This window comes from Mycolicibacterium pyrenivorans (genome assembly GCF_025821625.1).
Lineage (GTDB): Bacteria > Actinomycetota > Actinomycetes > Mycobacteriales > Mycobacteriaceae > Mycobacterium > Mycobacterium pyrenivorans.
The window spans coordinates 1-25019 of record NZ_JACKSH010000060.1 but is presented as its reverse complement, the minus strand read 5'-3'; the positions used below and the strand labels follow the sequence as shown (position 1 = coordinate 25019).

Here is a 25019-nt window from a genome sequence, read left to right as displayed (position 1 = left end):
GACATGAGGCGTGGCGCTCGGGCGTTCGCGGTGTTCGCAACGTTGGCGCTGACCGGGATCGCGGCGACGGGTTGCGGTGGCAGGCAGGACGCCCCGAGCGCAGATGCGGGCGGCGAGATCACCTGCGAGGTCGGCTCCGACACCCGGGTGAGCATCGCGACCGGCAATGCGACGGGGGTGTACTTCTCGCTCGGAAACGCTTACGCGGAGCAGATTTCGGCGGCCACCGACGGCCGGGTGAAGGCGACCGCCGCCGAGACCGGGGCGTCGGTGCAGAACATCCAGCAACTGGTCGGCGGCAGCTACCAGGTGGCGTTCTCGCTCGCCGACACGGCGGCCGACGCCGTCGAGGGCAAGGCGAGTTTCGACGGCGAGAAACAACCCGTGCAGGCGCTTGCCCGCATCTACCCCAACTACACCCAGGTGATCGCCAGGACGGGCAGTGGCATCACCTCCGTCGCCGACATGCGGGGAAAGCGGGTGTCCACCGGCTCGCCTGGGTCGGGCACCGAGGTCATCGCCAACCGGCTGCTCGAGTCGGCGGGCTTGAACCCGCAGTCCGACGTCGCCGCTCAGCGACTGGACCTCACCAAGACCGTCGACGGGATGAAGGACGGCTCGATCGATGCGCTGTTCTGGTCCGGCGGCCTTCCGACGCCGGGGATCACCGATCTGCTGACGACGGCGGGCAACGAGGTCGCCTTCATCGACATCACCCCGCAGCTGGCCAAGATGCAGGAGGTGAGCCCAGCCTACGAGGAGGGCGTCATCCCGGCCGCGACCTACGGGTTGCCCGCCGACGTCAAGACCATCGTCGTGGCGAACCTGTTGCTGGTTCGCGACGACGTCGACGCCAACCTGGCCTGTGTGCTGACCAGGACGCTGTTCGAGAGGCAGCCTGCGATGGCGGAGGTGGTCGGCGCCGCCAAGGGCATCAAGCTGGAGACCGCGCGTGACACCGACCCGGTGCCGCTGAACCGGGGCGCCGAACACGCGCTCGACGGCCTCGACGCAGTGAAATAGCGGGGCAGCTTCATCGCCCGGCGCAAACTGTGGCTACCCTGCTGGCGGGTAACGTCGTGTCACATTGACAGCGATGATGTGACTGACTACATGTGGGGCACGCAGAACTTGGACTGTCACACGAGCGGCTTCTGGATGGGCCGATGCCTGGCCTGATCGGGGGCGGTGGAATTGGCGGGTGAGCGCTCGGGGCTCGCGCGGATCTTTCGCGTCCTCGCCGTGCCCATCGTGCTCGCCTGGATTCTGCTGACCGTCGTCACCAACGTCGCGGTCCCGCCACTGGAGAAGGTCGGCGAGGACCGCACGGTCGGGCTCAGCGCCGACGACGGACCGGCCTTGATCTCGATGAAGCGCATCGGCCGCAACTTCGAGGAGTTCGACTCCGACAGCACCGCGATGATCGTGTTGGAGGGTGATGCGCCGCTCGGTGACGAGGCGCACCGCTACTACGACCAACTCGTCGACAAGCTGGAGGCCGACACCGTCCACGTCCAGCACGTCGCAGACTTCTGGGGCGACCCGCTGACAGCGTCGGGCGCCCAGAGCGCCGACGGCAAGGCGGCCTACGCACAGGTGCATCTTCGCGGCAATCAGGGCGAGGCGCAGGCCAACCAGTCGGTCGAGGCGATACGCGAGATCGTCGACACCACGCCCGCGCCGGCGGGGATCAAGACCTACGTGACCGGCGCAGCGCCCTTGATCGCCGACCAGCATCACGCCGGCGACAAGAGCATCTTCCGGGTCACGCTCATCACGATCGGCGTCATCGCGGTGATGCTGCTGCTCGTCTACCGGTCGATCGCGACGATGCTGCTGATCCTCGGCATGGTGTTCATCGAGCTCGGCGCCGCCCGGGGCATCGTCGCGTTCCTCGCCACCAACGAGATCATCGGGCTGTCGACCTTCGCGGTGAACCTACTGACCTTGATGGTCATCGCCGCGGGGACGGACTACGCCATCTTTGCGATCGGCCGATACCAGGAGGCCAGGGGAGCAGGCGAGGACCTACAGTCGGCGTACTACTCGATGTTCCGCGGCACCGCGCACGTCGTGCTGGGATCGGGGCTGACGATCGCCGGCGCCATGCTGTGCTTGAGCTTCACCCGCCTGCCCTACTTCCACACGTTGGGCGTGCCCTGTGCGGTCGGGACGTTGGTCGCGGTCGCGGCGGCGTTGACGCTCGGACCCGCGGTGGTCGTGGTGGCCGGTCGTTTCGGGCTGTTCGAGCCCAAGCGGGCCATCCGGTCGCGTGGCTGGCGGCGGATCGGGACGGTGGTGGTGCGATGGCCGGGACCCGTCCTGGCCGCGACTCTGGGGCTGGCGCTCGTCGGCCTGCTCACGCTGCCCGGTTACAAAACCAATTACGACGCGCGCGTGTACCTGCCCGAGGAAATCCCCGCCAACGTCGGCTACGCCGCCGCCGACCGCCACTTCGGTGCTGCCCGCATGAATCCCGAATTACTCATGGTGGAAAGCGACCACGATCTGCGCAACCCCGCGGACTTCCTCGTCATCGACAAGATCGCGAAAGCTCTCTTCCGGATCCCCGGGGTCGCCCGCGTCCAGACGATCACCAGGCCCGACGGAAAACCGATCAAGCACAGCACCATCCCGTTCCAGATGAGCATGCGGGGCACGCTCACCCAGCTGAACGAGAAGTACATGCAGGACCGGATGGCCGACATGCTGGTTCAGGCCGACGAGATGCAGAAGACCATCGACACGATGGAGAAGATGTCGAGCCTGATGGGTCAGATGCGCGACACCACCCATCAGTTGATCACCAAGACCAAGAACATGACGATCAACATCGCCGAGGTTCGGGACAACATCGCCGATTTCGACGACTTCTTCCGGCCCATCCGTAACTACTTCTACTGGGAGCCGCACTGCTACAACATTCCCGCGTGCTGGGCGTTCCGTTCGGTGTTCGACACACTCGACGGCGTCAACACGATCACCGATGACATCAACCAACTGATTCCCGATCTCGAACGCCTCGACACGCTGATGCCGCAACTGGTCGAGCTGCTGCCGGGTCAGATCGAGTCGATGAAGACGATGAAGTCGATGATGCTGACGATGTACCAGTCGCAGAAGGGCCTGCAGGACCAGATGGCGGCGCAGCTGGAGAACTCGCACGCCATGGGCGAGGCGTTCGACGACGCCCGTAACGACGACACTTTCTACCTGCCGCCGGAGATCTTCGAAAACGACGACTTCAAGCGGGTGATGGACCAGTTCATCTCACCGGATGGCAAGTCGGTGCGGTTCATCATCAGCCACGAGGGCGACCCTGCTGCGTTGGAGGGCATCTCGATGGTGGCGCCGATCAAGACCGCGGCCAAGGAGGCGATCAAGGGCACTCCGCTGGAGGGCTCGACCATCTACCTCGCCGGCACCGCCGCCACGTACAAAGATATGCGCGACGGGTCGCATTACGACCTGATGATCGCCGGAATCGCCGCGGTCACACTGGTCTTCGTGATCATGTTGATCATCACACGCGCGCTGGTGGCGGCGGCCGTCATCGTGGGAACGGTTTTGATGTCACTTGGCGCCTCATTCGGGCTCTCGGTGCTGGCCTGGCAGCACATCATCGGCCTCGAACTCCACTGGATGGTGCTGCCGATGTCCCTCGTTCTGCTCGTGGCCGTGGGATCGGACTACAACCTGCTACTCGTCTCGCGGTTGAAGGAAGAGCTACCCGGGGGTTTGAAGACCGGCATCATCCGCGCGATGGCTGGTACCGGATCGGTCGTGAGCTCGGCGGGTCTGGTGTTCGCGTTGACCATGGCCACATTCGCGTTCAGCGACCTGAGGGTGATGGCACAGGTGGGTACCACCATCGCGTTGGGCTTGTTGTTCGACACGTTCATCGTGCGGTCCTTCATGACGCCCTCGTTGGCGTCACTGCTGGGTCGCTGGTTCTGGTGGCCCCAGCGGTTCCAGACCCCGGCCTCGCTGCGCCGACTGCAGGAGATCAGCCCCGCGGCCCGAGATCACTGATCCCGCCGGCGACCCGCCAACTGTCCGATCCGGCTGGTGTCCAGATTCGCCAACAGGTCACCGGCGTCTTCGAACACCGCGGCCGCACCGGCCTCGAGCAACTCCCCGCGCGAAACCCCGCCGCTGAGCACCCCGATCGACGGAAGCTTCGCTCGGGCGGCCGCTTCGCAGTCCCACACGGCGTCACCGACGAACACGGCGTCGGCCGCGGTCACCGAGGCCCGTTCCAATGCCACCTGGACGATGTCGGGTTTGGGCTTCGCCGTCTCCACGTCCTGCGATGACGTCACCGCGGCGATGACGTCATCGCAGTCGAGAACCTTTCGCAGCATTGCCAATTCGTCCTCGGGAGCTGATGTCGCGAGCACCACCTGCAGTCCCCGGTCTGCGACCGCGCGCAGCAGATCTCTGGCACCGGGCAGGGGAGCGAGCAGGTGCGCGGTCTCTTCGTAGAACTCGCTGTGCCGTTCCTTGAGACGGTCCAGCACTCCCTGGCCGGCATCGCCGGAGAGCGTTCGCACCAGCGTCGTACCGTCCATGCCGATGCACCGGTGGATACGCCACGCGTCGACGGGAAGCCCCTCGGCGTCGAAGGCGCGCAACCAGGCCCACACGTGCAGGTAGTTGGAATCCACCAGGGTGCCGTCCACGTCGAACAGCACTGCGGGAGGGGGATGAGGTTTCATGGGCACCTGACTGTCGGGTTGTCCCCGGGCAGATACCCGAGCCGCGGATCGCCGAAACGGTGCAACGATCCTTGGATGCGGCGGGCGTCACCCCTCCACGCCGGCGGGTGACGCCGGCGTGTCGTCCGGGGCGGACGTCTCGGCGTCCGACTGTTCGCCCGCACCCGCCTCGGATGCGCTTTCGTCGGCCACCGACTCGGCTTCCTCGGGCGCCTCGTCGGAGTCAGCGGCAAGATTGCCTTCGTCACCGCCCTTCTCGTCACCTCCGATGTCCGAATCCGGCTCCGACTCGGTCGGTTCGGGAGCGGGACGGGAATCGGGTCCGTCACCGCGGCCGGCGTCACCGGCCGTCACCTCGGTCCCCGGGCCATCCTCGGCGACAGTCTCCTCGGGAGCACCGGAAAGAGCGATCGTCGGTGCGGCCAGATCGGGGACCTGGCCCGCGGGGGATGGCGACGACGAGATGGTCTCGCCGATGTCCTGTAGTGACTCGATCAGGAACGTGACGGGGCCGGTCAGCTGGTCGACCACCGGAGCCTCGAACACGGGGTCGACGAATCCGTAGTACGCGTGCGTCTCGCCGTCGACGACGCCGTTGAGGAAACCATCGACGATCCGTGCCGGGATGTTGGTCGCCGCGTTGACGGCGCCGACGATGTCGAGATCGAACAACGCCTCGGCCACGTCGCCCACCGCCGCACCCGCCGCGAACACACCGCTGACGAGGGGCAGCGCCAGCCGGACCAGGAAGCCGACCGCCGTCTCCAACGGCTCGCCGGTGCTCACCACCCACAGTGGCTTCGCCGCGATGGTCGTCCCGGCGCCGCCGCGATCGAGCGTCTACGGTAGCAAATCTGCAGGTCATCGGGCGTTCGATCGGGGCGTGTCAGAGAAGCTGCGATCGCCGCGCGCCCGGCCGGTGCCAGCGGGTAACCTTCGGTGCCATGACCGCAGATGCGTTCACGGTGACGCCATGAGCGCCGGCCTGTTCGCGCTCCTGGACGATGTCGCGGTGTTGGCGAAACTCGCGGCGGCCTCGGTCGACGACATCGGTGCGGCCGCCGGGCGTGCGACCGCGAAGGCCGCCGGAGTGGTCATCGACGACACCGCCGTGACACCGCAGTACGTGCACGGCATCGCCGCCGAACGTGAGCTGCCGATCATCAAGCGCATCGCGATCGGATCGCTGCGCAACAAGATCCTCTTCATCCTGCCCGCGGCGCTGCTGCTCAGCCAGTTCGTGCCATGGCTGCTCACCCCGATCTTGATGCTCGGCGCCACCTACCTCTGCTACGAGGGTGCCGAGAAGGTGCTGGGCAGGCTCCTCGGACACGAAGCACACGATGTGCCCGCAGCCACCGTCGGCCCGGACGCCGAGCGCTTCATGGTCACCGGTGCGATCCGCACCGACTTCATCCTCTCGGCCGAGATCATGGTGATCGCCCTCAACGAAGTGGCCGCCGAGTCCTTCCTGCCGCGGTTGATCATCCTTTTCGTGGTCGCCGTGGTGATCACGGTCGCGGTGTACGGCGTCGTCGCCGGCATCGTGAAGATGGACGACATCGGCCTGAGCCTCACCCAGCGCTCATCCGGGTTCGCCAAGAAGGTCGGTCATGGACTGGTCAATGCCATGCCCAGGCTGCTGTCCGCGCTTTCGGTCGTCGGCACCGTGGCGATGCTGTGGGTGGGTGGCCACATCCTGCTCCTCGGGACCGACACGCTCGGCTGGCACGCGCCCTACGGTCTGGTCCACGACGTCGAGGAGTGGGTGCGCCACGTCTCCGGAGTCGGCGGTGCGCTTGCCTGGCTGGTCAACACGGCGGCCTCGGCGGTCATCGGGTTCGCCGTCGGTGCCGTGGTCGTCGCGGTCATGCAGGTGCTGCCCTTCGGGCGCAAGGACAACGACAAGGGCAAGGACAAGCACGCCACGAAGGCCTGATCCTTCAGCCCTGGGGGTACGGTGCGAACCGCATACCGAATCCGGCTCGGTCGATGATCCGGCGCCGCCTGCGGCGGCCCCCGCGCAGGCTCAGTCCTCGCTGCTGTCGCGATCGCCGATGAAGGCCAGCAGCTGCGCATCATCACTGGTGAAGCGCCCCACCTCCTCACCGGCGTCGCACCGCAGCAGCGCCACCGTGACGGAGTCGGCGGTGCGTCCGATCACCCGCCACACGGCGCCGGCGTCCTCCCAGCGTTGGAGTTCGGCGACGCGGTCGGAGTTCATGTCTCAACGATGTCACCGTAGGCTGCTCGACGTGCACGCCGGCTCCGCTGTCGCCCTCGCCGCCATCTCCGTCTGGCTCGGGATGGTCGTGGCGATCTCGTTCATCGAAGCTCCGTTGAAGTTCCGTGCCCCGGGGGTGACACTGCAGGTCGGTCTCGGTATCGGCCGCCTGGTGTTCCGCGCTCTCAACAGCTGCGAGCTGCTGCTGGCGGCCGCTGTCGTCGTCGCATTCGTGGTGACGCCCCCGACAACCGGCGTCGTCGTCGCGGCGGCCGCGGCCGGGTTGGCTCTGCTCGCGCAGATCCTGGTAGTGCGTCCGGCGCTGAGCAGGCGTACCGACGCGGTGCTCGCCGGGAGCGAGGACCCGCGGTCGCACGCTCACCTGTGGTACGTCGCGCTGGAAGTCGTCAAGGTCCTGACACTGATCGTCGCGGGGGTACTGCTGGTCGTGCAGTGACGTCCACCGCGATGAAGGTCACCCTGCCCTTACCTTCTCGGGTAGGCTCCTCGGTCAAATGACCGACATCGACGAGGCCCTCAAACCTGTCCTCCCGCGCGAGCTCACCTCGATCTCCGATGACGTCCGGGCCGTGCCGGGACCGCCGGCCCCGACGGTCGCACCACCGTACGGTCTGCGGATCGCCGACCCGGTCGCCGACGCGGAGATGGTGTCGGAGTGGATGAACATGCCGCACCTGGTCCAGGCCTGGGAGTATCCGTGGCCGCCGCAGCGGTGGCAGCGCTACATGCAGGCCCAGCTCGACGGCGAATACTCGAGGCCGTTCATCGGCAGATTCCGCGGCCGTGACGTCGCCTACATCGAGATCTACCGGGCAGCAAAGGATTCCATCGCGCCCCGGTACGCAGCCGATCCATACGATCTCGGCATTCATGCGGCGGTCGCCGATCTCGCACTGCTGAACCGGGGCCTGGTGCCGTTGCTGTTACCCAAGGTGATGGCGAGTCTGTTCGACATCGAACCCCGTTGCCGGCGCGTGATGTTCGACCCGGATCACCGCAACACCGGCGCCCGTCGGGTGTGCGAGTTCGCCAAGTGCGTGTTCCTCGGCGAGCACGACATGTCCAACCGGCGGATGGCGCTCTACGCGCTTCCCCGCACCGCGGACGACATTCCGACCGTGAGCTAACCGCCCTCCGGCTTTCCCGCGCTACTCGGGGGATGGTTGCCGATCATCTGCTCGTAGCCGTCGAAGTCGGGTTTCATCGCCGCGGCCACCAACTCCCACAGCACCTCGTCGGTGCCGCCGCCGACCCGGGCCAGCTTCATGTCGCGCCACCACCGGCCCAGCGGGGTCTCGTCGACGAGATAGCCGGAACCGCCGAAGATGTGCATGCACTCCGACAGCACCTCCTCGCCCAAGCGTGCCGCGGTGACCTTGACTGCCGCCGCCGCTCTGAGGTCCAGACGACCTTGTGCGGCAATGCCGTTGAGACCGTGCCGCAGCAGATCGACGCGTGCCTGAAGGTCGGCCATCCGCAGCCGCAGAGCCTGATGCTCGAACAGCGTCGCGCCGAACTGGCGGCGCCGGACCATGCGGGCGTGGGTCACGCCGAGCACCCGCTGACACGACGAGGCCACCTGACCGGCGATCGACATCCGTTCGTGGGCCAGACCCCAGGAGATCGCCGCCAACCCGGTACCGGCCCTGGCCACCAGATGGTCTGCCGGCACCCAGGTGTCGATGTGCACGGCCGCGGTGTCCAACGGCCCGGCGCCCACCTTGGGTACGGAGTCTGCACCTCGACCTTCGTGGTGGGCACCGCGATCACCAGGACGTTGCCGTGCCTGCTGCCGGGGTCGTTGTCGATGCCCCGGGCGACCACCACGATGTGATCGGCGACCGGGGCCAGCGAGACGAACTTCTTGACGCCGCGGACCTCGAAACCTTCTCCGGCGGAGCGTACTTCGGTCTCGACGATCTGCAGGTCCGAGCCGCCCGACTCCTCCGAGGCGCCGATGCACAGCACCGCTTCACCGTCGATGGCCTGCTCGCAGATCATCTTGAGGTGATCGGATTTGCCGAATCGCCGTAGCAGGGCGATCGCCGAGTCGTGAAGGCTGACGCCGACCCCGATCCCGGCCGAACCCAGCCTGCCGAGGCTGAACGCGAGTTCGTTCAGTTTGGCGACGTCGGGGTGTTGGCCGCCGGCCGGACCCCACTTGCTGCGAAACACCCCGCGAGCGCCCAGGTGCTCGATCAGCTTGCGGGGAAACCGTTCCGACGCTTCGGCATCGGCGGTCCAGCCGACGATCGTGTCGTCGAACACCTCGTCGAGAAGCCGGCGGTAACCTTCCATGTCGGAACCGAGCGAGGTGGTCATGCGCGCACGGCCTCCAGGTTTCGTTTCACTTCGAGTCGGCGCAGCTTGCCCGACGACGTGCGCGGTAGCGAACCGGGTGCGAGGAAGACCACGTCGGCAGGTACCACACCGCAGTGCGATGCCACCCGCTGGACCAATTCGCTTCGGGCGCCAGCCTCGTCGGATCCCCGGAACTCCGCGGCGATGACGAGACCCTGGCGAGCCGAGCCGCCGTCGGCGCTCACCGCGACGACGGCGCCCTCGCGCACACCGCGCACCTGCGCGGCGACGCGCTCGACCTCGCTGGGGAACAGGTTGCGTCCTGCCACGGTGATGAGTTCCTTGATCCGGCCGCATACCACCAGACCGGCGTCGCGCAGGTAGCCCAGATCGCCGGTGCGGAACCACTCGCCGGGCGCCGTCGGGGGCTGTCCCACGTACCCCGACATCATCGACGTGCCCCGGATCTCGACCTCTCCGATCTCAGGGCCGCCGGACCGTTCGGCATGGTCGGTCGGCACGATCCGCAACTCCATGCCGGGGATGGGAGCGCCGAGCACGGCGTGTCGCGTCGCGGAATCTGTTGCCGGATCGACGATCTCATCGACAACCAGGCCGGTTCCCGGGAGCGGGGAGGTGACGGCACACGTCGACTCGGCCAGTCCGTACGACGGCGCGGCGCAATGCGGATCGAGCCCGAAACGCGTCATCTCGGTCAGGAACACCTCGAAGCCGGTGCAGTCGACCGGCTCGCCGCCATTGATGGCGAAGCGAAGCCTGCCCAAGTCCACGTCGCGTACCCGCCGGGCATATTTGCCGAGCACCGAGTACGCGAAATTGGGTGCGGCGGTGATGCTTGCGCGGCTCTCCGACAGCCAGGTGAGCCACCGGAACGGTGACGCGGCGAAGGCTGCCGTCGGCGCCAGCCACAACTCGCTGGCGGCCAGTGCGCTGCTCAGCAGGAACGACAACCCCATGTCGTGGTACAGCGGCAGCCACGAACACCCGACGTCGACGGTGGCGTCCACCGAGGCGTGCCGGGTCAACCCGATGACGTTGTTCACCACCGCTTCGGGTGAGAGGATGGCGGTGCGCGGCGTTCCGGTCGATCCGGCAGTGCCCTGCAGGATCGCCGGGGTGCCCGACTCGGCGATCTGGGGTTCGAACGTCGAGGATCGCCGGGAGTGACCGACGGTCGCCACGTCGTGAATCGCGACACCGGAATCGTTGTCCTGCAACAACGTCAGCTGATTGTCGAGGCTGAAGACCTGGCCGACCCCGATGCCGGCGAACCGCTCGGTGGTGGCGCAGGCCCATTCGTGACCGGCCGCGCCGCGAATGGGCCCGGGCAGGATGGACAACGCGCGCCCCGCCAGCCACGCACCCTGGATCGCCGCGACGAACTCGACCGTGGGTTCGCCCACCAGGCCGACGGCGCCGGGAGGCCCCGCGACGACGTGTTCGGCGATGTTCTCGGCGCGGGCGTGTACCTCTTGCCACGGATGTCGGGTCCAGGTTCCGCTGGTGCGGTCGAGCAGCACGAGGTCCGTCGTCGACGTCGTCATCGCCGTCGACAACGCGGTCGCGAGCGCACTCACCGGCCTGCCGGTACCTTCGCCAGGATCGCATCCTCGAGGTCGCCGACCGTGTCGCAGGTGAGCAGATCCTCTTCGGACAGTGCCACGCCGATCTTGTCCTCGATGGCCACCATGCCGACCGCGAAAGCCACCGAATCAAGGCCCACGTCGTCGATGAGGCGCGACTCGCGCGTCACGCGACTGATGTCGACATTGAGGTCGTCGCGCAGGATCTCCTCGAGGGCCGCGCCGACGGCGTCCGGGGTTGGCGTCTCCATGCGGTGGGACGTTACACCGACAAGTAAAGGTAGGCTACGCTTACCCCGCCTGGGTGTCAGTAGTCATAGCTGGCCAACTCGACGCGACGTCGTGCGCTGTCCGCGTCGATCGACATCGACGCGGGCACCATCTCACTGGTCACCAGGCCGTGCTGCCGGGTCACCTCATCGACGATGTCGAAGCTGCGCGCGATGCGGTCGGGGGTGTCCACCACGATCGTGGTGACTGGAATCCCCCGGCTGAGCTGGAAGAGCCGGTCACCGTGCGGGGGCTGACCGCCGTGGAACCCCCACATACCGCGTAACGCCGTTGCCCCGCTGGCGCAGTGCGCTTTCCGTAATCGCCGGATCAGCGCGCGGTGGATGGGTATCCCGTCGTAGAGGGAGTCCTCCGAGGTGTAGACCATCAGCTTCTGGTGCAGGGGCCGGCCGTCAAAGTCCTTGCCGGGCAAAGTATCCGGCCGGGAGAGCAGGACGCCGTCGCGCTTGCAGACCCGCACCCTTTCGATCGTCATGAGCGGCTGGCGAAGCAGACCGTAGAGCTCGGGGACGACCCGCCCGACGTGCTCGGCCCCGCCGACGGCGATGACCATCATCGGCACGTCGACGTTGCGGCCGAAGAACCGGGCGCGGTGGCGAAGTCCGTGCGCCGTGCCATCGACGCCCAGGAACGCCGACGCTCCGTCGAGTCCGCGTCGGAAGAGCAGATCGCAGACGGCGCGGTAGGCAGGGACTCGGCGCACGCGTTCCTGCCGACCCACGTACACGGTCAGCTTCACCGCACCGTGCATCGCCGGTGGCATCGCGAAAGCGTCGGTGTCCTGTTCGCCGCCGATCAGCCGCGCCCGCTCCACCGTCACCAGGCCACGGGGCGTGAGATCGACCACCGCGTCCACCAACCCCGCGACCTTGGTGGCCGTGTCGACTGCCGCGACGGCCACCGGCGGATCCTCGGAAAGGCTGAGCGAGCTGTCGGTGCGCAGTTGGTGCCGCGGTCCGAAGCCGGCCGCGCCCCGCAGCATGATGCTGGTGGCCAAGCGTTCGCGACCGTAGAGCGCGAGCAGCTGCTCGGCGAGGAACTGCCCGTCGGTGCGCTGTCGCTCACCGAAGTACGCGGTCAGCTTCAGGCAGTCCTGGTTCACAGCCGCATCCCCAGCCACATCCCGGCCGCCGCGGCCGCCAAGCCGAGTGCGACGCTGACCAGGATGTTGGCCGCGGCGTACCCGGCCTGGCGTTCCTCGCCGAGGCGTTGGGTCTCGAACATCCACGTCGAAAACGTCGTGTAGGAACCGATCAGGGCCGTGCCCGCGAGCAGGGCCACGTCGTGCGGGAGTGCCAAACCGGTCAGGAAGCCGAGGACGAGGGCGCCGCTGAGGTTGACCACCAGGGTGCCGAACGGAAACGAGCCCGCGGTGCGGCGTGCCACCGTCCGGTCGACCAGAAAGCGCGCCACCGCGCCGACCCCGCCGAGAACCAGGACGCCGCCCCAGACCAGAATGTCCGTCATCGCCGCACCCCCACCCGGACACGCCGGACCAGCATCGTGGCGACGTAGACGGCGATCAGGCCCCCGACGATGCTGCCAATCGTGTAGCCGGCCGCCAGGCCGTAATGCCCGTGCTCGATCATCGAAATGGTCTCGACCTGCATCGTCGAGAAGGTCGTCAGCCCGCCGCACAACCCGGTGCCGAGCAGCGGTCGCCGGTAGCTGGACAGCGGCAGCCGCTCCAACAGGCGGGTGGTGAAGTAGCCGAGCAGGAAAGCGCCCACGATGTTCACGACGAACGTCGGCCACGGCCAGCGTCCGGGATCCGGGGCGGCCAACGTCTCGAAGGCCGCGCGGGAGAGCGCACCGAGCGCGCCGCCGACGAACACCGCGGTGAGTTCCCGCCGGTCGTAGGCCATGACGGAGAGTATGCACACCCGGGTGGGTTCTTTGCGCGAGGGAGACGTAGCAGAATCGACACCATGGCGAATCCCCGTGCCGGTCAACCGGCACAACCCGAGGACCTGATCGACGTGGCCAAGGTGGTGACGGCCTACTACACCGTTGCTCCCGATCCGGACGACCTCGACCAGCAGGTGGCGTTCGGCACGTCGGGTCATCGCGGATCGAGCCTGGACGCGGCCTTCAACGAGGCGCACATCCTGGCCACCACGCAGGCCATCGTCGAGTACCGGGCCGCGCAGGGCACCACGGGCCCGCTGTTCATCGGCCGCGACACCCATGCGCTGTCGGAGCCGGCCTGGGTGTCGGCGCTGGAGGTGCTGGCCGCCAACGATGTTGTCGCGATGATCGATTCGGCGGATCGCTACACACCGACGCCGGCGGTGAGCCACGCGATCCTGTCGTTCAACCGGGGCCGCGACACCGCGCTCGCCGACGGCATCGTCGTCACGCCGTCGCACAATCCGCCCCGCGACGGCGGGTTCAAGTACAACCCGCCCAACGGCGGCCCTGCGGACACCGACGCCACCGGCGTCATCGCCAAGCGGGCCAACGAAATCCTGCGCGACGGCCTCAAGGGGGTCCATCGGGTGCCGCTGGCCAGAGCGCTGGGAACCGCGCAGCGCCACGACTACCTCGACGCCTACGTCGCCGATCTGCCCAACGTCGTCGATGTGCACGCGATCAGCGCCCAGGGAATCCGGATCGGTGCCGACCCCCTGGGCGGGGCCAGCGTCGACTACTGGGGCGCCATCGCAGAACGCCACAACCTCGACCTGACGGTCGTCAACCCGCTTGTCGACGCGACGTGGCGGTTCATGACGCTCGACACCGACGGCAAGATCCGGATGGACTGCAGCTCACCCAACGCCATGGCTGCTCTTGTTCAAAAAGTCATCGGCGACGCTGACTCCTATCAGATCGCGACCGGCAACGACGCCGACTCCGACCGGCACGGCATCGTCACCCCGGACGGCGGTCTGCTCAACCCGAACCACTACCTCGCGGTGGCCATCGACTACCTGCTCGCGCACCGGCCGCAGTGGGCCGCCGGGACCGCGGTCGGCAAGACGGCGGTGAGCTCCTCGATCATCGACCGGGTGGTGGCCGGGCTGGGACGCAAACTCGTCGAGGTCCCCGTCGGGTTCAAGTGGTTCGTCGACGGACTGATCGGCGGCACCATCGGTTTCGGCGGCGAGGAGAGCGCCGGTGCGTCCTTCCTGCGCCGGGACGGCTCGGTGTGGACGACCGACAAGGACGGCATCATCCTGGCGCTGCTGGCCTCGGAGATCCTCGCGGTGACCGGTTCGACGCCGTCGCAGCGTTACGCGGAGCTGGCCGAACAATACGGCGCCCCGACCTACGCGCGGATCGATGCGCCCGCCGACCGTGAGCAGAAGGCGCGGTTGGCCAAACTGTCGCCCGAGCAGGTCACCGCCACCGAACTGGCCGGCGAGGCGATCACCGCCAAGCTGACCACCGCGCCCGGCAACGGCGCCGCGTTGGGCGGCCTGAAGGTGACGACGGAGAACGCGTGGTTCGCCGCGCGCCCGTCGGGAACCGAGGACGTGTACAAGATCTACGCCGAATCATTCCGCGGCCCTGAGCATCTCGCCGAGGTCCAGGACGCCGCGCGCGAAGTAGTCAACAAGGTCATCGCTTGAGTTCGCGCGCGGAGGGCGAGTGTCCGGCTGCGCAGGGGGAGGCGAAACAGCGGTTACCGCGTGAGGTCTGGGTACTGGTGGCGGCCAATGTGGTGGTGGCGCTCGGCTATGGCGTGGTGGCCCCGGTGCTGCCGCAATACGCACGCAACTTCGGGGTGAGCATCAGCGCCGCGACGTTCGTCATCACCGCGTTCGCTGTCATGCGTCTGGTCGGGGCCCCACCTGCGGGGCTGTTGGTCCAGAAACTGGGGGAGCGGCGGGTCTATATCAGCGGCCTGTTGATTGTCGCGGTGTCGACCGCGGTGTGTGCCTTCGCCGAAACATATTGGCAACTCTTGCTGTTCCGCTCGCTGGGCGGGGTCGGTTCAGCGATGTTCACGGTGTCCTCGCTGGGGCTGATGATCCGGATCTCGCCTCCCGGTGCGCGTGGCCGCGTCGCCGGACTGTTCTCGTCAGGGTTCATGATCGGCTCGGTGGGCGGGCCCATTCTGGGAAGCCTGACCGTGGGCTTCGGGCTGGCTGCGCCGTTCTTGATCTACGGGGCCGCCCTGATGGTCGCCGCGACTGTCGTGTTCGCCAGTCTGCGCAAGTCTGCGGTGGTCGGCCCGTCGGAGGAGGCCCTGGAGCCGCCGATGCCGTTCCGAACGGTGTTCCGGCACCGGGCCTACCGGGCAGCGCTGTTCTCCAACTTCGCGACGGGATGGGCGTCGTTCGGGTTGCGCATCGCCCTGGTGCCTCTGTTCATCGTGGAGGTGCTGGGCCGTGGTCCTGGCGCGGCGGGTCTGGCGTTGACCGCGTTCGCGGTGGGCAACATTTCGGTCGTCATCCCCAGTGGATACCTGTCGGACCGAATCGGACGCCGCAAGCTGATGATCGTCGGGCTCACGTTGGCGGCGGTGTCGACGTCTCTGGTGGGCTTCACCACGTCGCTGCCGGTGTTCCTGGCGGCCGCCTATGTCGCCGGGGCGGCCACCGGCATCTTCATCTCGCCGCAGCAGGCGGCGGTCGCCGACATCGTGGGCAACAAGTCCCGCGGCGGAACCGCGGTCGCGACGTTCCAGATGATGGCGGACTTCGGCTCGATCGGCGGATCACTGCTGGTGGGTTTGATCGCGCAGTACACGTCCTACGGATGGGCCTTCTTGGTCAGCGGAGTCATTCTGGGCGTCGCGGCGGTCGGGTGGATCTTTGCCCCGGAGACCAGGCCGCGCACGTTCGCCGAGCACACGCAGAGCAGGCCGTTGGGTCCGGAAGCCGGCGGCGAAGTGCCGTGACCTGCGATTTTGAACGGCAACCGCTGGTGGTGTAGCTTCGATGAGCACGAGTTAACGGGGCTATGGCGCAGTTGGTAGCGCACCACACTGGCAGTGTGGGGGTCAGGGGTTCGAATCCCCTTAGCTCCACCCACAGAAACCTGCTCCGACTATTGGCCGGGGCTGGCTTCTTCGTTTGCGGGCGAGGGTCCGCGCGCAGCCGAATGTCCCAACTCTGTCCTATCGCCGACGAGAACACCGCTGACGCGGCGGTGAGCGGTTGGTCGGTCACCCGCCCGTAGACCGCCGTCGTCATCCGCTCGGTGTGGCCGTGCCACGCGGCGACGACATCGGCGGGGATACCGGCCTCGCGCATCCGAGTGATGTTGGAGTGGCGCAGCTTCCGAGCGTGACCGCCTTCAGCCCCGCCGACTTGCGCTGGGCGGCGAACTCGCGGCTGTATTCGCGCACGGGCAGCGCGGTGCCGTCAGCACGCGCGAGCAACAGGTCCGCATCGGCCAGCGGTCGGCCTACGGCGAGCCGCTCACGCAGCTGGACCGTGCGCATCGCCTTGATCATCGACAGTTCGCGGGGCGGCAGCGGGAGATCGCGGGCAGTGCGGTCGGTCTTGGTCGGCACGATCATGTCGCGCCCGTTGACGTCGACCCGTCGGCCTCGGCGACGCCGACGACGAACGCCTGGCCACGGCCAACCGCAACCGGACGCCGCTGGTGCTGTGACCGCGCCCCGTGTCCGCTCTAGCCTATCCGACCCCATCGAGAGGAATCGACCATGAGTGACCCGACGCAGAACAAGCCGGACGCCGACGAGCGGCAGCGGGCACTGAGCGCAGTCGAGCTTCGGGTGCAGGGCAACACCTACGCCCAGATCGCCGCCGCCCTGGACTATGCCGACGAAAGCGGTGCCTGACATGCGGTGTCACGCTTGCTGGCCCGCCGAGAGGTCGAGTCGGTTGATGAGTTCCGCGCGGTGCACTCCGCGCGACTTGAGGGGGTGCTGTCCGCGTTCTGGGCCGCCGCACGGGACGGCGACGCCAACGCCGCCCGGATCGTGCTGCGCACCCTCGACAGCCTGGCCAAGCTCTACGGCCTCGACGCACCCACCCGTGTCGTCGCAGTCGGCCCGGCGCTCAGTGCGCAGGACTTCGCCATCGAGGCTGCGGGCCTGATCGAGCGGATCGTGGCGCTCGACGGCACCGACGGCCTCTTGAAGTCGCTGCCTCACGCCGCTCGTGCGGCGGTGGACGGCGCTGGCGGACGAACGGCGAGGACAGCAAATTTCTGGCTCACTTGAAGCCCCCACGCTAGCGGGGTGATTTACGGCAACCAATGCCATTGACCGATTCGCGGTTCACTAATCGCCGATCCCAACACTTATCCACCACCTGGGCGCGCCAAGGCGCAGCGTCTGCCCTGACAAGGGGATCACCGCGACCGACATTGCGAAGATCTTGGGCCTCTCTCGCGCCACTGTCTACCGCTACTTGGCGCCGGCCGTCTAGCACACTGGTTGACAGGCCCGCTGGGAGGACCGGATAGTGCAACCGCTCGGCCGAGGATGTGGCGGCGATGGCGATTAGCGTGGGCGCAGTCCGCTGAATACGACGTCATGGATGGTGCGCGTCAGCAGATCCTCGACGAGTGGTTCGCCGGTGACGAGGTAAGTCAGAGCAGTGATGGTGACGGCGCCGAAAAGGGCTGTGGCTGCGGCCCTGGCGTCGGTTACCGCGGCCAACGAATAGTCGGCAGCACCGGCGAGCAGCAGCATTTCCACGGGTTCCAGATAGGCGGTGCCGATTTTGTCTGCGATGACCGGCATCCGTGCCGCCCGGCCAAGCTCGCCGATCAACGCGCGACAGGAGGCAGGTCGCTGAGCCATCACACGCAGCTGGGCCGCGATGACACGGTGCAGCCCGTCAGCACCGCTACCGCCGCCCTCCACGGCAGTGGTGACCTCGCTGGCGATCTCGTGCAGGAGGTCTTCGAGGAGGAACGCCAGGATGTCCTCCTTGCCGGCGAAGTAGTAGTACAGCGTCGCCTTGGGGACACCCGTCATCGCGGCGACGTCTTCGATTCTGGTGTCGTTGAGACCGCGCTCGGCGAACAGCGCCGCGGCCGCTGGCAGGCGGTCGGCGATTTGCCGCGGAACCTTACGCATTGACACTCCTGTCAATTAGACTAGCAGTCTAAACTATTGTTCTACATGGCAGCGGGAGCGAAAATGACGACTGCGCAGCTTCACTACGACCCGTTCGATGCCAACATCCAGGACGACCCCTACCCCGTCTATCAGCAATTGCGCGACGATGCGCCGGTGTTCCGGGCCGAGACTGCGAATACCTGGGTGCTCAGCCGCCACGAGGACGTTATTGCTGCCCTGCTCGATCACGACACATATTCGTCGGTCAACGGTGTGTTTCCGACGCCGCCGGACGCGCCGTTCCTGGAGTCCTTCCTGCCGATGATGATCACGATGGACCCGCCGCGGCACGATCAGCTGCGGGGCTTGGTAAGCAAGGCATTCACCCCTCGGCGGATAGTGGCATTGGAAACCGGCATCGATCAGTTGGCGGCGTCGTTGGTAGAGCGGCTCACCAGCAGCGGTAGCGAAGGTCGTTCGGACTTCGTTGCCGACTTGGCCGGAATACTGCCGGCCGTGGTGATCGCCGACCTGTTGGGGATACCGCGGGAGGATCGTCAGCAGTTTCGGCAGTGGTCGAGCACGCTGATTCAGTCCAATCCCGCTCGCGGCGAGGTGGCCGAAGGGTTGGCGGCCGCGGCCGCGGTGTATGCGTATTTCGCGGATTTCCTTGCCGATCGGCGCAAGGCGCCGCGCGATGATTTGATGTCGGCGTTGGTGGCTGCCGAGATCGACGGTCAGCGCCTCAGCGACGACGAGTTGCTTGGGTTCTGCTTGCTACTGCTGATAGCTGGTCATGAGACGACGACCAACCTGCTGGCCAACGCCGCGGTGGTGTTGGCCGGGCACCCCCGGAGCCGTCACCGGTTGGCCGCCGACCCGACGCTGATCGGGCAAACGGTCGAGGAGCTGTTGCGTTATGACTCACCGGTGCAGGGACTTTCGCGGGTGTTGACCACAGATGTGACACTGCACGGGGCCACGATGTCGCAGGGCGATTCGGTGCTGTTGCTGTTCGGGTCAGCCAATCGCGACGAGCGGGTATTCGCCCGCCCGGACGTATTCGACATCGACCGCAAGCCCGAACACCAGGTGGCCTTCGGCCGGGGTATCCACTTCTGTCTGGGAGCTGCGCTCGCCCGTTTAGAGGCTCGAATTGCGTTGGGCGCATTGTTGTCACGATTGCCGGACTGGGCAGTCGATGTCGACTCAGCCGTGCGTCTTCGTTCGGGGCCGATTCGCGGATACCTGTCGCTGCCCATCATGTGGCCGGCGAGCTAGCCACTTTGCGACTCGGCGCCTTCTTGGGCCGTGTCGTTGCAGGCTTTGACCCCGTAGCAGGGTCACTGCCCCTCGTGCGGTGGGCGGCGAGGAAGTCGTCAACGATCTGTGTGCAGTCGTCGTGAGTCATGTTGCGCAGCCCGGTCATTCGGGCGAACGCCAGCGGCCCGACAAGCTGGCAAAGCACCAGTTCCACGTCGAAGTCGTCGAGTTCGGCTCGAGCCTGCGCACTCTGCAGTAGCGCATCGAACGGTTGTCGGTACTGGTCGATGACACGGGTGCGCAGCGCGCCGGATGCGTGCCGATCATCGGTGTCGCTGTTCGTTCCCGTGGGTCCCAGCGCGAGCCAGGCCAGCGTGGTGACGTGTAGTGGCGCGTCGTCAAAGAGCGTGGCCTGGCGGCTGAGCAACTCGATAAGCTGCTTACGCAACGAGCCACTGGTCGGCGGCGGGGCAGTGACCTGCGGCAGTAGCCGCTCGAATGTGGCAGCCAGCAGATGCGATGAGCTTTTGAAATGGCGATACAGCGTGGTACGGGCCACCTTGGATGCTTTGGTGACCGCATCGATGGTGACAGCTTCGACCCCTCCTGTGCTGAGAAGTGTTGCGGCAGCATCCAATAGCCGGTTGCGAGACCGGATCCTTCTCGGGTCGATGTCGTCATCGGGGGGTAGCGCTGATTGGCTGCTGTCGCTCACAGGTTCACCTCGGCGATTGAATTTCGGGCGATGTCGTGCACGACAGTCTAGCAGTTGTGGTACTAAGAGTATCGCAGCGAAACCAATAGTATTGGGAGCGGTCTAGTGTCAGAAAGCGCGGCGCCGCCGGAACGGCTGCCTTCTCACACCCCGACGTGCATGGGGTGCGGCCCGGACAATCCGCACGGGCTGGGGTTGGAGGTGTATCGCAGCGTCGACTCGGTGTATGCGGATGTGACGTTTGATGAGCGCCACATCGGGGCGCCGGGCTTGGCCCATGGTGGGGCGGTGGCCGCGGCGTGCGATGACGTGCTGGGGTTCACGCTGTGGATCGCCGGCACACCGGCGGTGACGCGCGCTCTGACGGTGCAGTATCTGCAGCCGGTGCCACTGCACCAGCCCCACCGCATCACCGCGCATATCACGGCCCGTGAGGGGCGGGCGCTGCATGTCGCGGCGGCAGGGGTCGAGGAAGGCGTCACTCGGTTCACCGCGAATGCGGTGTTCGTCGTGGTCGACACCGCGCATTTTGCCGCTCACGGCGATATCAGTGGATTCGGTGAGCGTCTCGAGCAATTCTCTCGCCGCGGCGGCGGCCTCGACGGCGGCCAAGCATCATGACTGTCGCCAGTGCGCGGGTTGGCGCCAAACCTGAACATGCTTGCGGGGGTTCGACTACCGGCCAGGCCCACACAGCTAGCGGGCTGCGTTCACGCGCCTCAGCACGTCGCCGCGAAGCGATTATGGATGCCGCGCTCACTGTTGCTGCCACCGGCGGCTACGACGCGGTCCACATGCGGACAGTTGCCGAGCGGGTCGGTATCGCTGTGGGCACGCTCTACCGATACTTTCCAGCCAAAACCCACCTGCTGGTGGCGGCGCTGATCCGAGAGTTTCAGCGCCTCGATGCATCCGGTGACTGGGCCACCGGCGCCTCCACGCCGCAGCAGCGACTGGACCGGCTCACCGAGCACCTGCACGATCGCTGGCAGCGTGACCCGCTGTTGACGGATTCCATGACACGGGCCTTCGTCATGGCGGACACCCGCGCAGCCGCGGAACTCGACCGCGCCGCCGCGGCGATCGAAACCCTGCTGGCCCGCACTGTAGCGTAGCGATACCGATAGTATCGTTGACTAGTGGAGGTTCGGTGACCGACGGCATGACCGATTCCCCGGACCCGGCCTCGCAAACTCAGCGCCTCCGTAACGACTCTTGTGACCCGGCGGACAATCGCGAGTACAGCGCCCGGCTGGCAGCGCTAGCTCGGTTCACCCTCCGGCACAAAGCCCTGGTCATCGGGGCCTGGCTGGGCACAGCCGTGGTGTTGGCGTTGCTGTTTCCGCAATTGGAAACCGTGGTGCGACAGCAGTCGGTGGATCTCATTCCCCGCGATGCGCCGTCACTGCAGACGGTGGAGCGCATGAGCACCGCGTTTGGTGAAGAAGGGTCGAAAACGCTGCTGTTCGTGGCCATGGAAGACCCCAACGGTCTGACTCCGGCGGCGCGGCATCGCTACGACGAACTCGTCGCCCGGTTGCAGGCCGAAAGTGACCACGTTCTACTGGTCCAAGACCTGCTGGCCGATCCGGTCACCGAAGCGCAGGCCCTCAGTCCCGACCGCAACGCCTGGTACCTGCCGGTCGGGGTGACCGGCACTCTGGGAGACCCCACAGCCGCCGAGTCGGTGAAGGCGGTTCGCAGCATCGCCGCAGAAGTATTCGCCGGGTCCACGGTCACCGCGCAGGTGACCGGACCGCCAGCGACGTTCAGCGATATGATCGCCTCCGCCGAGCACGATCTGTTGCTGATCTCGATCGCTACCGTCGGCATCATCGCCCTGATCCTGCTGATCGTCTACCGGTCGGTGTTCACCGCACTGCTTCCGCTGCTGGTGATCGGGCTGAGCCTGGCCGTCGGACGCGGGGTGCTCTCCGTGCTAGGGGAGATGGGCATGCCCGTCTCCCAATTCACCGTCGCATTCATGACCGCGATCCTGCTCGGCGCTGGCACCGACTACACCGTCTTCTTAATCAGCCGCTACCACGAACAGCGTCGCGCGCAGGTACCCGCCGAACAGGCCATCATCCACGCCACCGCCAGCATCGGACGCGTCATCCTCGCCTCCGCCGCCACCGTTGCTTTCGCCTTCCTGGCCATGGTCTTTGCCCGACTGAGCGTCTTCGCCGCCCTCGGCCCGGCGTGCGCCATCGCAGTCCTCTTCGGCTTCCTGGCCACCGTCACCCTGCTCCCGCCAGTACTGGCGATCGCCGCCAAACGCGGCATCGGGGAACCCAAATCCGATCGCACTCGGCGTTACTGGAACAGCGTCGCCGTTGCCGTGGTTCGTCGCCCCGTGCCGCTGCTGATCGTCAGCCTCGTCATCCTGCTCGCACTGTCCGCGGTCGCTGCAACCATCAAAATCAGCTACGACGACCGCAAAGGACAACCAGCCACCACCGCAAGCAACCAGGGCTACCAGCTGCTGGACCGACACTTCCGCAAAGACGTCGTCATCACCCAATTCCTCGTCGTCGAAAACGCCACCGACATGCGCACCGGCAAAGGGCTCGCCGACCTCGACGAAATGGCCTCCCGCGTCTCCCAAGTGAGCGGTGTCACCAAGGTTTCCGGAGTCACCCGCCCAACCGGGGAGCGCCTCGACCAAGCGGAACTGGCCTGGCAGAACGGCCAGATCGGAGACAAAATGGCCGGCGCAGTCGCAGAGGGCAACGCCCGCAAAGGCGACCTCGCCAAACTCACCGACGGCGCCGATCAACTCGCCGGCCGGCTGGCCCAACTCGACACCACCGTGCGCACCGCCTTGACCCCCCTCGCCGGAATTCTCACCCAAGCCCAATCCGCCGGCACCCAGGTCAACCAGTTCCGTCCACTATTGCAACAACTTTCGGCCACCGCCCCTGCTGCCGATCAAGCCGTCCAAGCCGGCCCCGGCCTGCGACCCCTGGCCGAGCAAGCAGCGAACGCGATCACCATGATCGACCCGCTCGTCGGCGCCCTCAACACCTCGCCATGGTGCGCGACCACACCACAATGCGCCCAGATCCGCGACCAAGTACAGATCCTGACCACCCTGCGTAACGGCGGATTCTTCGACCAGATCGCCACCCTCGGCGACCGCTACAACCCCGCCACCAACGCCACCATCACCGGCACCCTCATTAACGTCCAAAACGCGGTCGCCACCCTGGACAAGGCGTTCGGCGCCCTCGGCAACCCCGACGACCTAGCCGCAAACCTCGGCCGCCTCCAAGACGGAATCGGCCAACTCGCCTCCGGCGCCCAAGCCCTCGCCACCGGTGTGCGCACCCTGGCCGACAGCAACATCGAAATGCTCTCCGGCATGAGCCAAATCGCCACCCAACTGCAAAACTCCGCACGCGCCGCCACCGACTCCGACTCATCGAGCGGGTTCTACCTGCCCACCAACACCTTCGAGAACAGGCAGTTCACCGACGTCGCCAAACAATTCCTCTCACCCGACGGCAAGACCGCGCGCTTCATGATCGAAACCAGCTACGACCCCTACAGCGTCGAAGCCATGGACCTCGCCAACCAAATCACCCACACCGCCAACACCGCACGACCCAACACCTCACTGGCTCAAGCCACTGTCTCCGTGGCCGGCTTCCCCGCCGTCAACTCCGACATCCAACGACTCCTCTGGGCAGACTTCGCACAACTGGCCATCGCCACCACCCTCATCGTCGGACTCATCCTGGTCCTGCTGCTGCGCGCACTCCTGGCACCGATCTACCTGCTAGGCACAGTCCTCCTCAACTACCTGGCCTCCCTCGGCATTGGCGTCCTGGTCTTCCAATGGGGATTCGGCCAGGAAATCGCCTGGCCTGTACCACTATTGGCGTTCATCATCCTCGTCGCCGTTGGCGCCGACTACAACATGCTGCTCGTCTCACGCCTGCGCGAAGAATCCGGTCGCAACATCCGTGTCGGCGTCCTGCGCACCGTCGCAAGCACCGGCGCCGTCATCACCTCAGCGGGTCTGATCTTCGCCGCCAGCATGTTCGGCCTCATGGTCGGCTCCGTCGCCATCATGATCCAAGCCGGCCTCATCATCGGCGCCGGACTACTACTCGACACCTTCCTCGTACGCACACTCACCGTCCCCGCCATCGCCACACTCCTACGCGAAGCCAGCTGGTGGCCCCAGCGACCCACACGACAACAACCAGTCCTCCCTTCGAATCCAGCGGAAGCACACCCATGACAAGGGTCTTTGCCACTCTCGCCTTACTGATCGGCGCCGCGATCACGACCGCTCCGACAGCCGACGCAGATCAGGACAGCTACCTGAAGCGGATCGAGCCAAAGATGGCGTTCCTGACCCGCACCCAGATACTGACCGAAGGTCAAAAAGTCTGCCAGCTCATTCGCAGCGGACACTCCTCATCCGATGCCATCCCCATGGTCGTCGAAGACCTGAACATGTCAGTGCCCTCAGCCGTCGACCTCATCATCGCGGCCATGGTCGAACTCGGCTGCTGAAATGGATCGTGGCGGCCAGCTTCAGCCCTGCAGAGAACTCACCGCTGGCTGCGGGCCGAGCGTGCGTAGGTCGAGCCCGACGACCAGAGGCCGTGTCGCGGGCGGGATCGGGAACAGCTGCGGATGCTCCTGGCGACGGCGCGCGCGTCGCGGACGAACTTCGAGTGCGGACCGTCCGAGGGGATCCCTAGAGGCGTCTGGGCGGCTGCGTTGGTCGGGGCCATGTTTCTGATTGTCGCGTGCGCCAGTGACACCTGCGGCGGACGAACACTCGTGGCGCTCCTAGTGTTCTAGTGGGTGCCTTTTCGCTGTTCAGCGGTTCTTTTGGTTGAGACTCAAGCGTTCTCGGCGTGTTATTGCGCAGATGAGG

General features: G+C 66.5%; 25 protein-coding genes, 1 tRNA gene and 2 pseudogenes. 16 read left to right on the top strand and 12 right to left on the bottom strand.

Translation table 11 applies throughout. From position 1 onward, the window contains the following. Positions 1 to 3 precede the first annotated feature (3 nt). Both H7I57_RS08390 and H7I57_RS08385 read left to right on the top strand, forming a co-directional pair. Entirely contained in the window at positions 4 to 1023 is a 1020-nt protein-coding gene (locus tag H7I57_RS08390; protein ID WP_264022948.1) for a TAXI family TRAP transporter solute-binding subunit, read from the top strand. 165 nt (positions 1024 to 1188) lie between these two features. Beyond that, a complete protein-coding gene (locus tag H7I57_RS08385; RefSeq protein ID WP_264022946.1) occupies positions 1189 to 4032 on the top strand; it encodes an MMPL/RND family transporter in 2844 nt (947 codons plus the stop codon). Here the strand turns inward: H7I57_RS08385 and H7I57_RS08380 are convergent. Beyond that, positions 4026 to 4718 (bottom strand): HAD family hydrolase, encoded by a 693-nt coding sequence (locus tag H7I57_RS08380; protein WP_264022944.1) that lies wholly within the window; start codon positions 4716 to 4718, stop codon positions 4026 to 4028. The genes H7I57_RS08385 and H7I57_RS08380 overlap by 7 nt on opposite strands. Before the next feature lie 87 nt (positions 4719 to 4805). Then, a complete protein-coding gene (locus tag H7I57_RS08375; protein ID WP_264022942.1) occupies positions 4806 to 5504 on the bottom strand; it encodes an ICP22 family protein in 699 nt (232 codons plus the stop codon). A 187-nt stretch (positions 5505 to 5691) separates the two neighbouring features. Between H7I57_RS08375 and H7I57_RS08370 the strand changes: the two genes are divergently transcribed. Then, positions 5692 to 6657, top strand: coding sequence for a DUF808 domain-containing protein (locus H7I57_RS08370; protein WP_264022941.1), 966 nt, complete (start codon positions 5692 to 5694; stop codon positions 6655 to 6657). A gap of 90 nt (positions 6658 to 6747) precedes the next feature. Here the strand turns inward: H7I57_RS08370 and H7I57_RS08365 are convergent, their stop codons facing one another. Further along, the gene (locus tag H7I57_RS08365) at positions 6748 to 6942 is read right to left on the bottom strand and encodes a hypothetical protein (protein ID WP_264022939.1); all 195 of its coding nucleotides are present in this window, start codon (positions 6940 to 6942) and stop codon (positions 6748 to 6750) included. Between the two features lie 31 nt (positions 6943 to 6973). On the opposite strand from H7I57_RS08365, the gene H7I57_RS08360 reads away from it, so the two are divergent. After that, on the top strand, positions 6974 to 7399 hold the full coding sequence (locus H7I57_RS08360) for a hypothetical protein (RefSeq protein ID WP_264022937.1): 426 nt from the start codon (positions 6974 to 6976) through the stop codon (positions 7397 to 7399). A gap of 58 nt (positions 7400 to 7457) precedes the next feature. After that, the gene (locus H7I57_RS08355; protein WP_264022936.1) at positions 7458 to 8090 is read left to right on the top strand and encodes a GNAT family N-acetyltransferase; all 633 of its coding nucleotides are present in this window, start codon (positions 7458 to 7460) and stop codon (positions 8088 to 8090) included. Here the strand turns inward: H7I57_RS08355 and mbtN are convergent. The 6 genes and pseudogenes from mbtN to crcB (H7I57_RS08325) all read right to left on the bottom strand — a co-directional run bounded on the left by mbtN (position 8087) and on the right by crcB (H7I57_RS08325) (position 13024). Further along, positions 8087 to 9285 (bottom strand): annotated as a pseudogene (gene mbtN, locus H7I57_RS08350) (mycobactin biosynthesis acyl-ACP dehydrogenase MbtN). The gene H7I57_RS08355 and the pseudogene mbtN sit on opposite strands and share 4 nt — an antisense overlap. After that, positions 9282 to 10862, bottom strand: coding sequence for a long-chain-fatty acid--ACP ligase MbtM (gene mbtM / locus H7I57_RS08345; protein WP_264022935.1), 1581 nt, complete (start codon positions 10860 to 10862; stop codon positions 9282 to 9284). Before mbtM ends, mbtN begins: the two are co-directional and overlap by 4 nt. After that, positions 10859 to 11179, bottom strand: a complete 321-nt coding sequence (locus tag H7I57_RS08340; protein WP_264023023.1) for an acyl carrier protein — start codon at positions 11177 to 11179, stop codon at positions 10859 to 10861. Before H7I57_RS08340 ends, mbtM begins: the two co-directional genes overlap by 4 nt. Next, the gene (locus H7I57_RS08335) at positions 11176 to 12261 is read right to left on the bottom strand and encodes a putative PII-like signaling protein (protein WP_264022933.1); all 1086 of its coding nucleotides are present in this window, start codon (positions 12259 to 12261) and stop codon (positions 11176 to 11178) included. The genes H7I57_RS08340 and H7I57_RS08335 overlap by 4 nt, the downstream gene beginning before the upstream one ends. Continuing rightward, a complete protein-coding gene (crcB, locus tag H7I57_RS08330; protein ID WP_264022931.1) occupies positions 12258 to 12626 on the bottom strand; it encodes a fluoride efflux transporter CrcB in 369 nt (122 codons plus the stop codon). The genes H7I57_RS08335 and crcB (H7I57_RS08330) overlap by 4 nt, the downstream gene beginning before the upstream one ends. Next, positions 12623 to 13024 carry a fluoride efflux transporter CrcB gene (crcB, locus tag H7I57_RS08325; protein WP_264022930.1) on the bottom strand — a complete coding sequence of 134 codons (402 nt, stop codon included), beginning with the start codon at positions 13022 to 13024 and terminating at the stop codon, positions 12623 to 12625. Before crcB (H7I57_RS08325) ends, crcB (H7I57_RS08330) begins: the two co-directional genes overlap by 4 nt. Before the next feature lie 63 nt (positions 13025 to 13087). Here crcB (H7I57_RS08325) and pgm point away from each other — a divergent pair, with 63 nt between their 5' ends. The 3 genes from pgm to H7I57_RS08310 all read left to right on the top strand — a co-directional run bounded on the left by pgm (position 13088) and on the right by H7I57_RS08310 (position 16134). Then, entirely contained in the window at positions 13088 to 14731 is a 1644-nt protein-coding gene (pgm, locus tag H7I57_RS08320; protein WP_264022929.1) for a phosphoglucomutase (alpha-D-glucose-1,6-bisphosphate-dependent), read from the top strand. After that, positions 14728 to 16005: an MFS transporter gene (locus tag H7I57_RS08315; protein WP_264022928.1), complete on the top strand. Its 1278-nt coding sequence runs from the start codon at positions 14728 to 14730 to the stop codon at positions 16003 to 16005. Before pgm ends, H7I57_RS08315 begins: the two co-directional genes overlap by 4 nt. 56 nt (positions 16006 to 16061) lie before the next feature. Next, a tRNA-Ala gene (locus tag H7I57_RS08310) sits at positions 16062 to 16134 on the top strand. A gap of 162 nt (positions 16135 to 16296) precedes the next feature. Here H7I57_RS08310 and H7I57_RS08305 read toward each other — a convergent pair. Continuing rightward, complete coding sequence (locus H7I57_RS08305; RefSeq protein WP_264022926.1) at positions 16297 to 16629, bottom strand: hypothetical protein; 333 nt, start codon at positions 16627 to 16629, stop codon at positions 16297 to 16299. Between the two features lie 147 nt (positions 16630 to 16776). Between H7I57_RS08305 and H7I57_RS08300 the strand changes: the two genes are divergently transcribed. The 3 genes from H7I57_RS08300 (at position 16777) to H7I57_RS08290 (ending at position 17506) form a co-directional block, all read left to right on the top strand. Further along, positions 16777 to 16914 carry a hypothetical protein gene (locus H7I57_RS08300; protein ID WP_264022924.1) on the top strand — a complete coding sequence of 46 codons (138 nt, stop codon included), beginning with the start codon at positions 16777 to 16779 and terminating at the stop codon, positions 16912 to 16914. Positions 16915 to 16920: 6 nt separating this feature from the next. Beyond that, positions 16921 to 17298, top strand: coding sequence for a hypothetical protein (locus H7I57_RS08295; RefSeq protein WP_264022922.1), 378 nt, complete (start codon positions 16921 to 16923; stop codon positions 17296 to 17298). Positions 17299 to 17368: 70 nt separating this feature from the next. Next, a complete protein-coding gene (locus H7I57_RS08290; protein ID WP_308204330.1) occupies positions 17369 to 17506 on the top strand; it encodes a helix-turn-helix domain-containing protein in 138 nt (45 codons plus the stop codon). A 74-nt stretch (positions 17507 to 17580) separates the two neighbouring features. Here the strand turns inward: H7I57_RS08290 and H7I57_RS08285 are convergent, their stop codons facing one another. Continuing rightward, on the bottom strand, positions 17581 to 18162 hold the full coding sequence (locus tag H7I57_RS08285) for a TetR/AcrR family transcriptional regulator (protein ID WP_264022921.1): 582 nt from the start codon (positions 18160 to 18162) through the stop codon (positions 17581 to 17583). A gap of 63 nt (positions 18163 to 18225) precedes the next feature. Between H7I57_RS08285 and H7I57_RS08280 the strand changes: the two genes are divergently transcribed. After that, positions 18226 to 19425, top strand: coding sequence for a cytochrome P450 (locus H7I57_RS08280; protein ID WP_264022920.1), 1200 nt, complete (start codon positions 18226 to 18228; stop codon positions 19423 to 19425). On the opposite strand, the gene H7I57_RS08275 is transcribed toward H7I57_RS08280, so the two are convergent. Further along, entirely contained in the window at positions 19406 to 20122 is a 717-nt protein-coding gene (locus tag H7I57_RS08275; RefSeq protein ID WP_264022919.1) for a TetR/AcrR family transcriptional regulator, read from the bottom strand. The two genes, H7I57_RS08280 and H7I57_RS08275, sit on opposite strands and share 20 nt — an antisense overlap. A gap of 159 nt (positions 20123 to 20281) precedes the next feature. Here H7I57_RS08275 and H7I57_RS08270 point away from each other — a divergent pair, with 159 nt between their 5' ends. From H7I57_RS08270 to H7I57_RS08255, 4 genes and pseudogenes are all read left to right on the top strand, one after another. Beyond that, positions 20282 to 20743, top strand: a complete 462-nt coding sequence (locus tag H7I57_RS08270; protein ID WP_275081047.1) for a PaaI family thioesterase — start codon at positions 20282 to 20284, stop codon at positions 20741 to 20743. Beyond that, positions 20740 to 21231, top strand: a pseudogene (locus tag H7I57_RS08265) (TetR/AcrR family transcriptional regulator); the annotation flags it as partial. The gene H7I57_RS08270 and the pseudogene H7I57_RS08265, both read left to right, overlap by 4 nt. Before the next feature lie 41 nt (positions 21232 to 21272). After that, positions 21273 to 24371, top strand: a complete 3099-nt coding sequence (locus tag H7I57_RS08260) for an MMPL/RND family transporter (RefSeq protein WP_372510149.1) — start codon at positions 21273 to 21275, stop codon at positions 24369 to 24371. Beyond that, positions 24368 to 24649 carry a hypothetical protein gene (locus H7I57_RS08255; RefSeq protein ID WP_264022917.1) on the top strand — a complete coding sequence of 94 codons (282 nt, stop codon included), beginning with the start codon at positions 24368 to 24370 and terminating at the stop codon, positions 24647 to 24649. Before H7I57_RS08260 ends, H7I57_RS08255 begins: the two co-directional genes overlap by 4 nt. Positions 24650 to 25019: the final 370 nt, after the last annotated feature.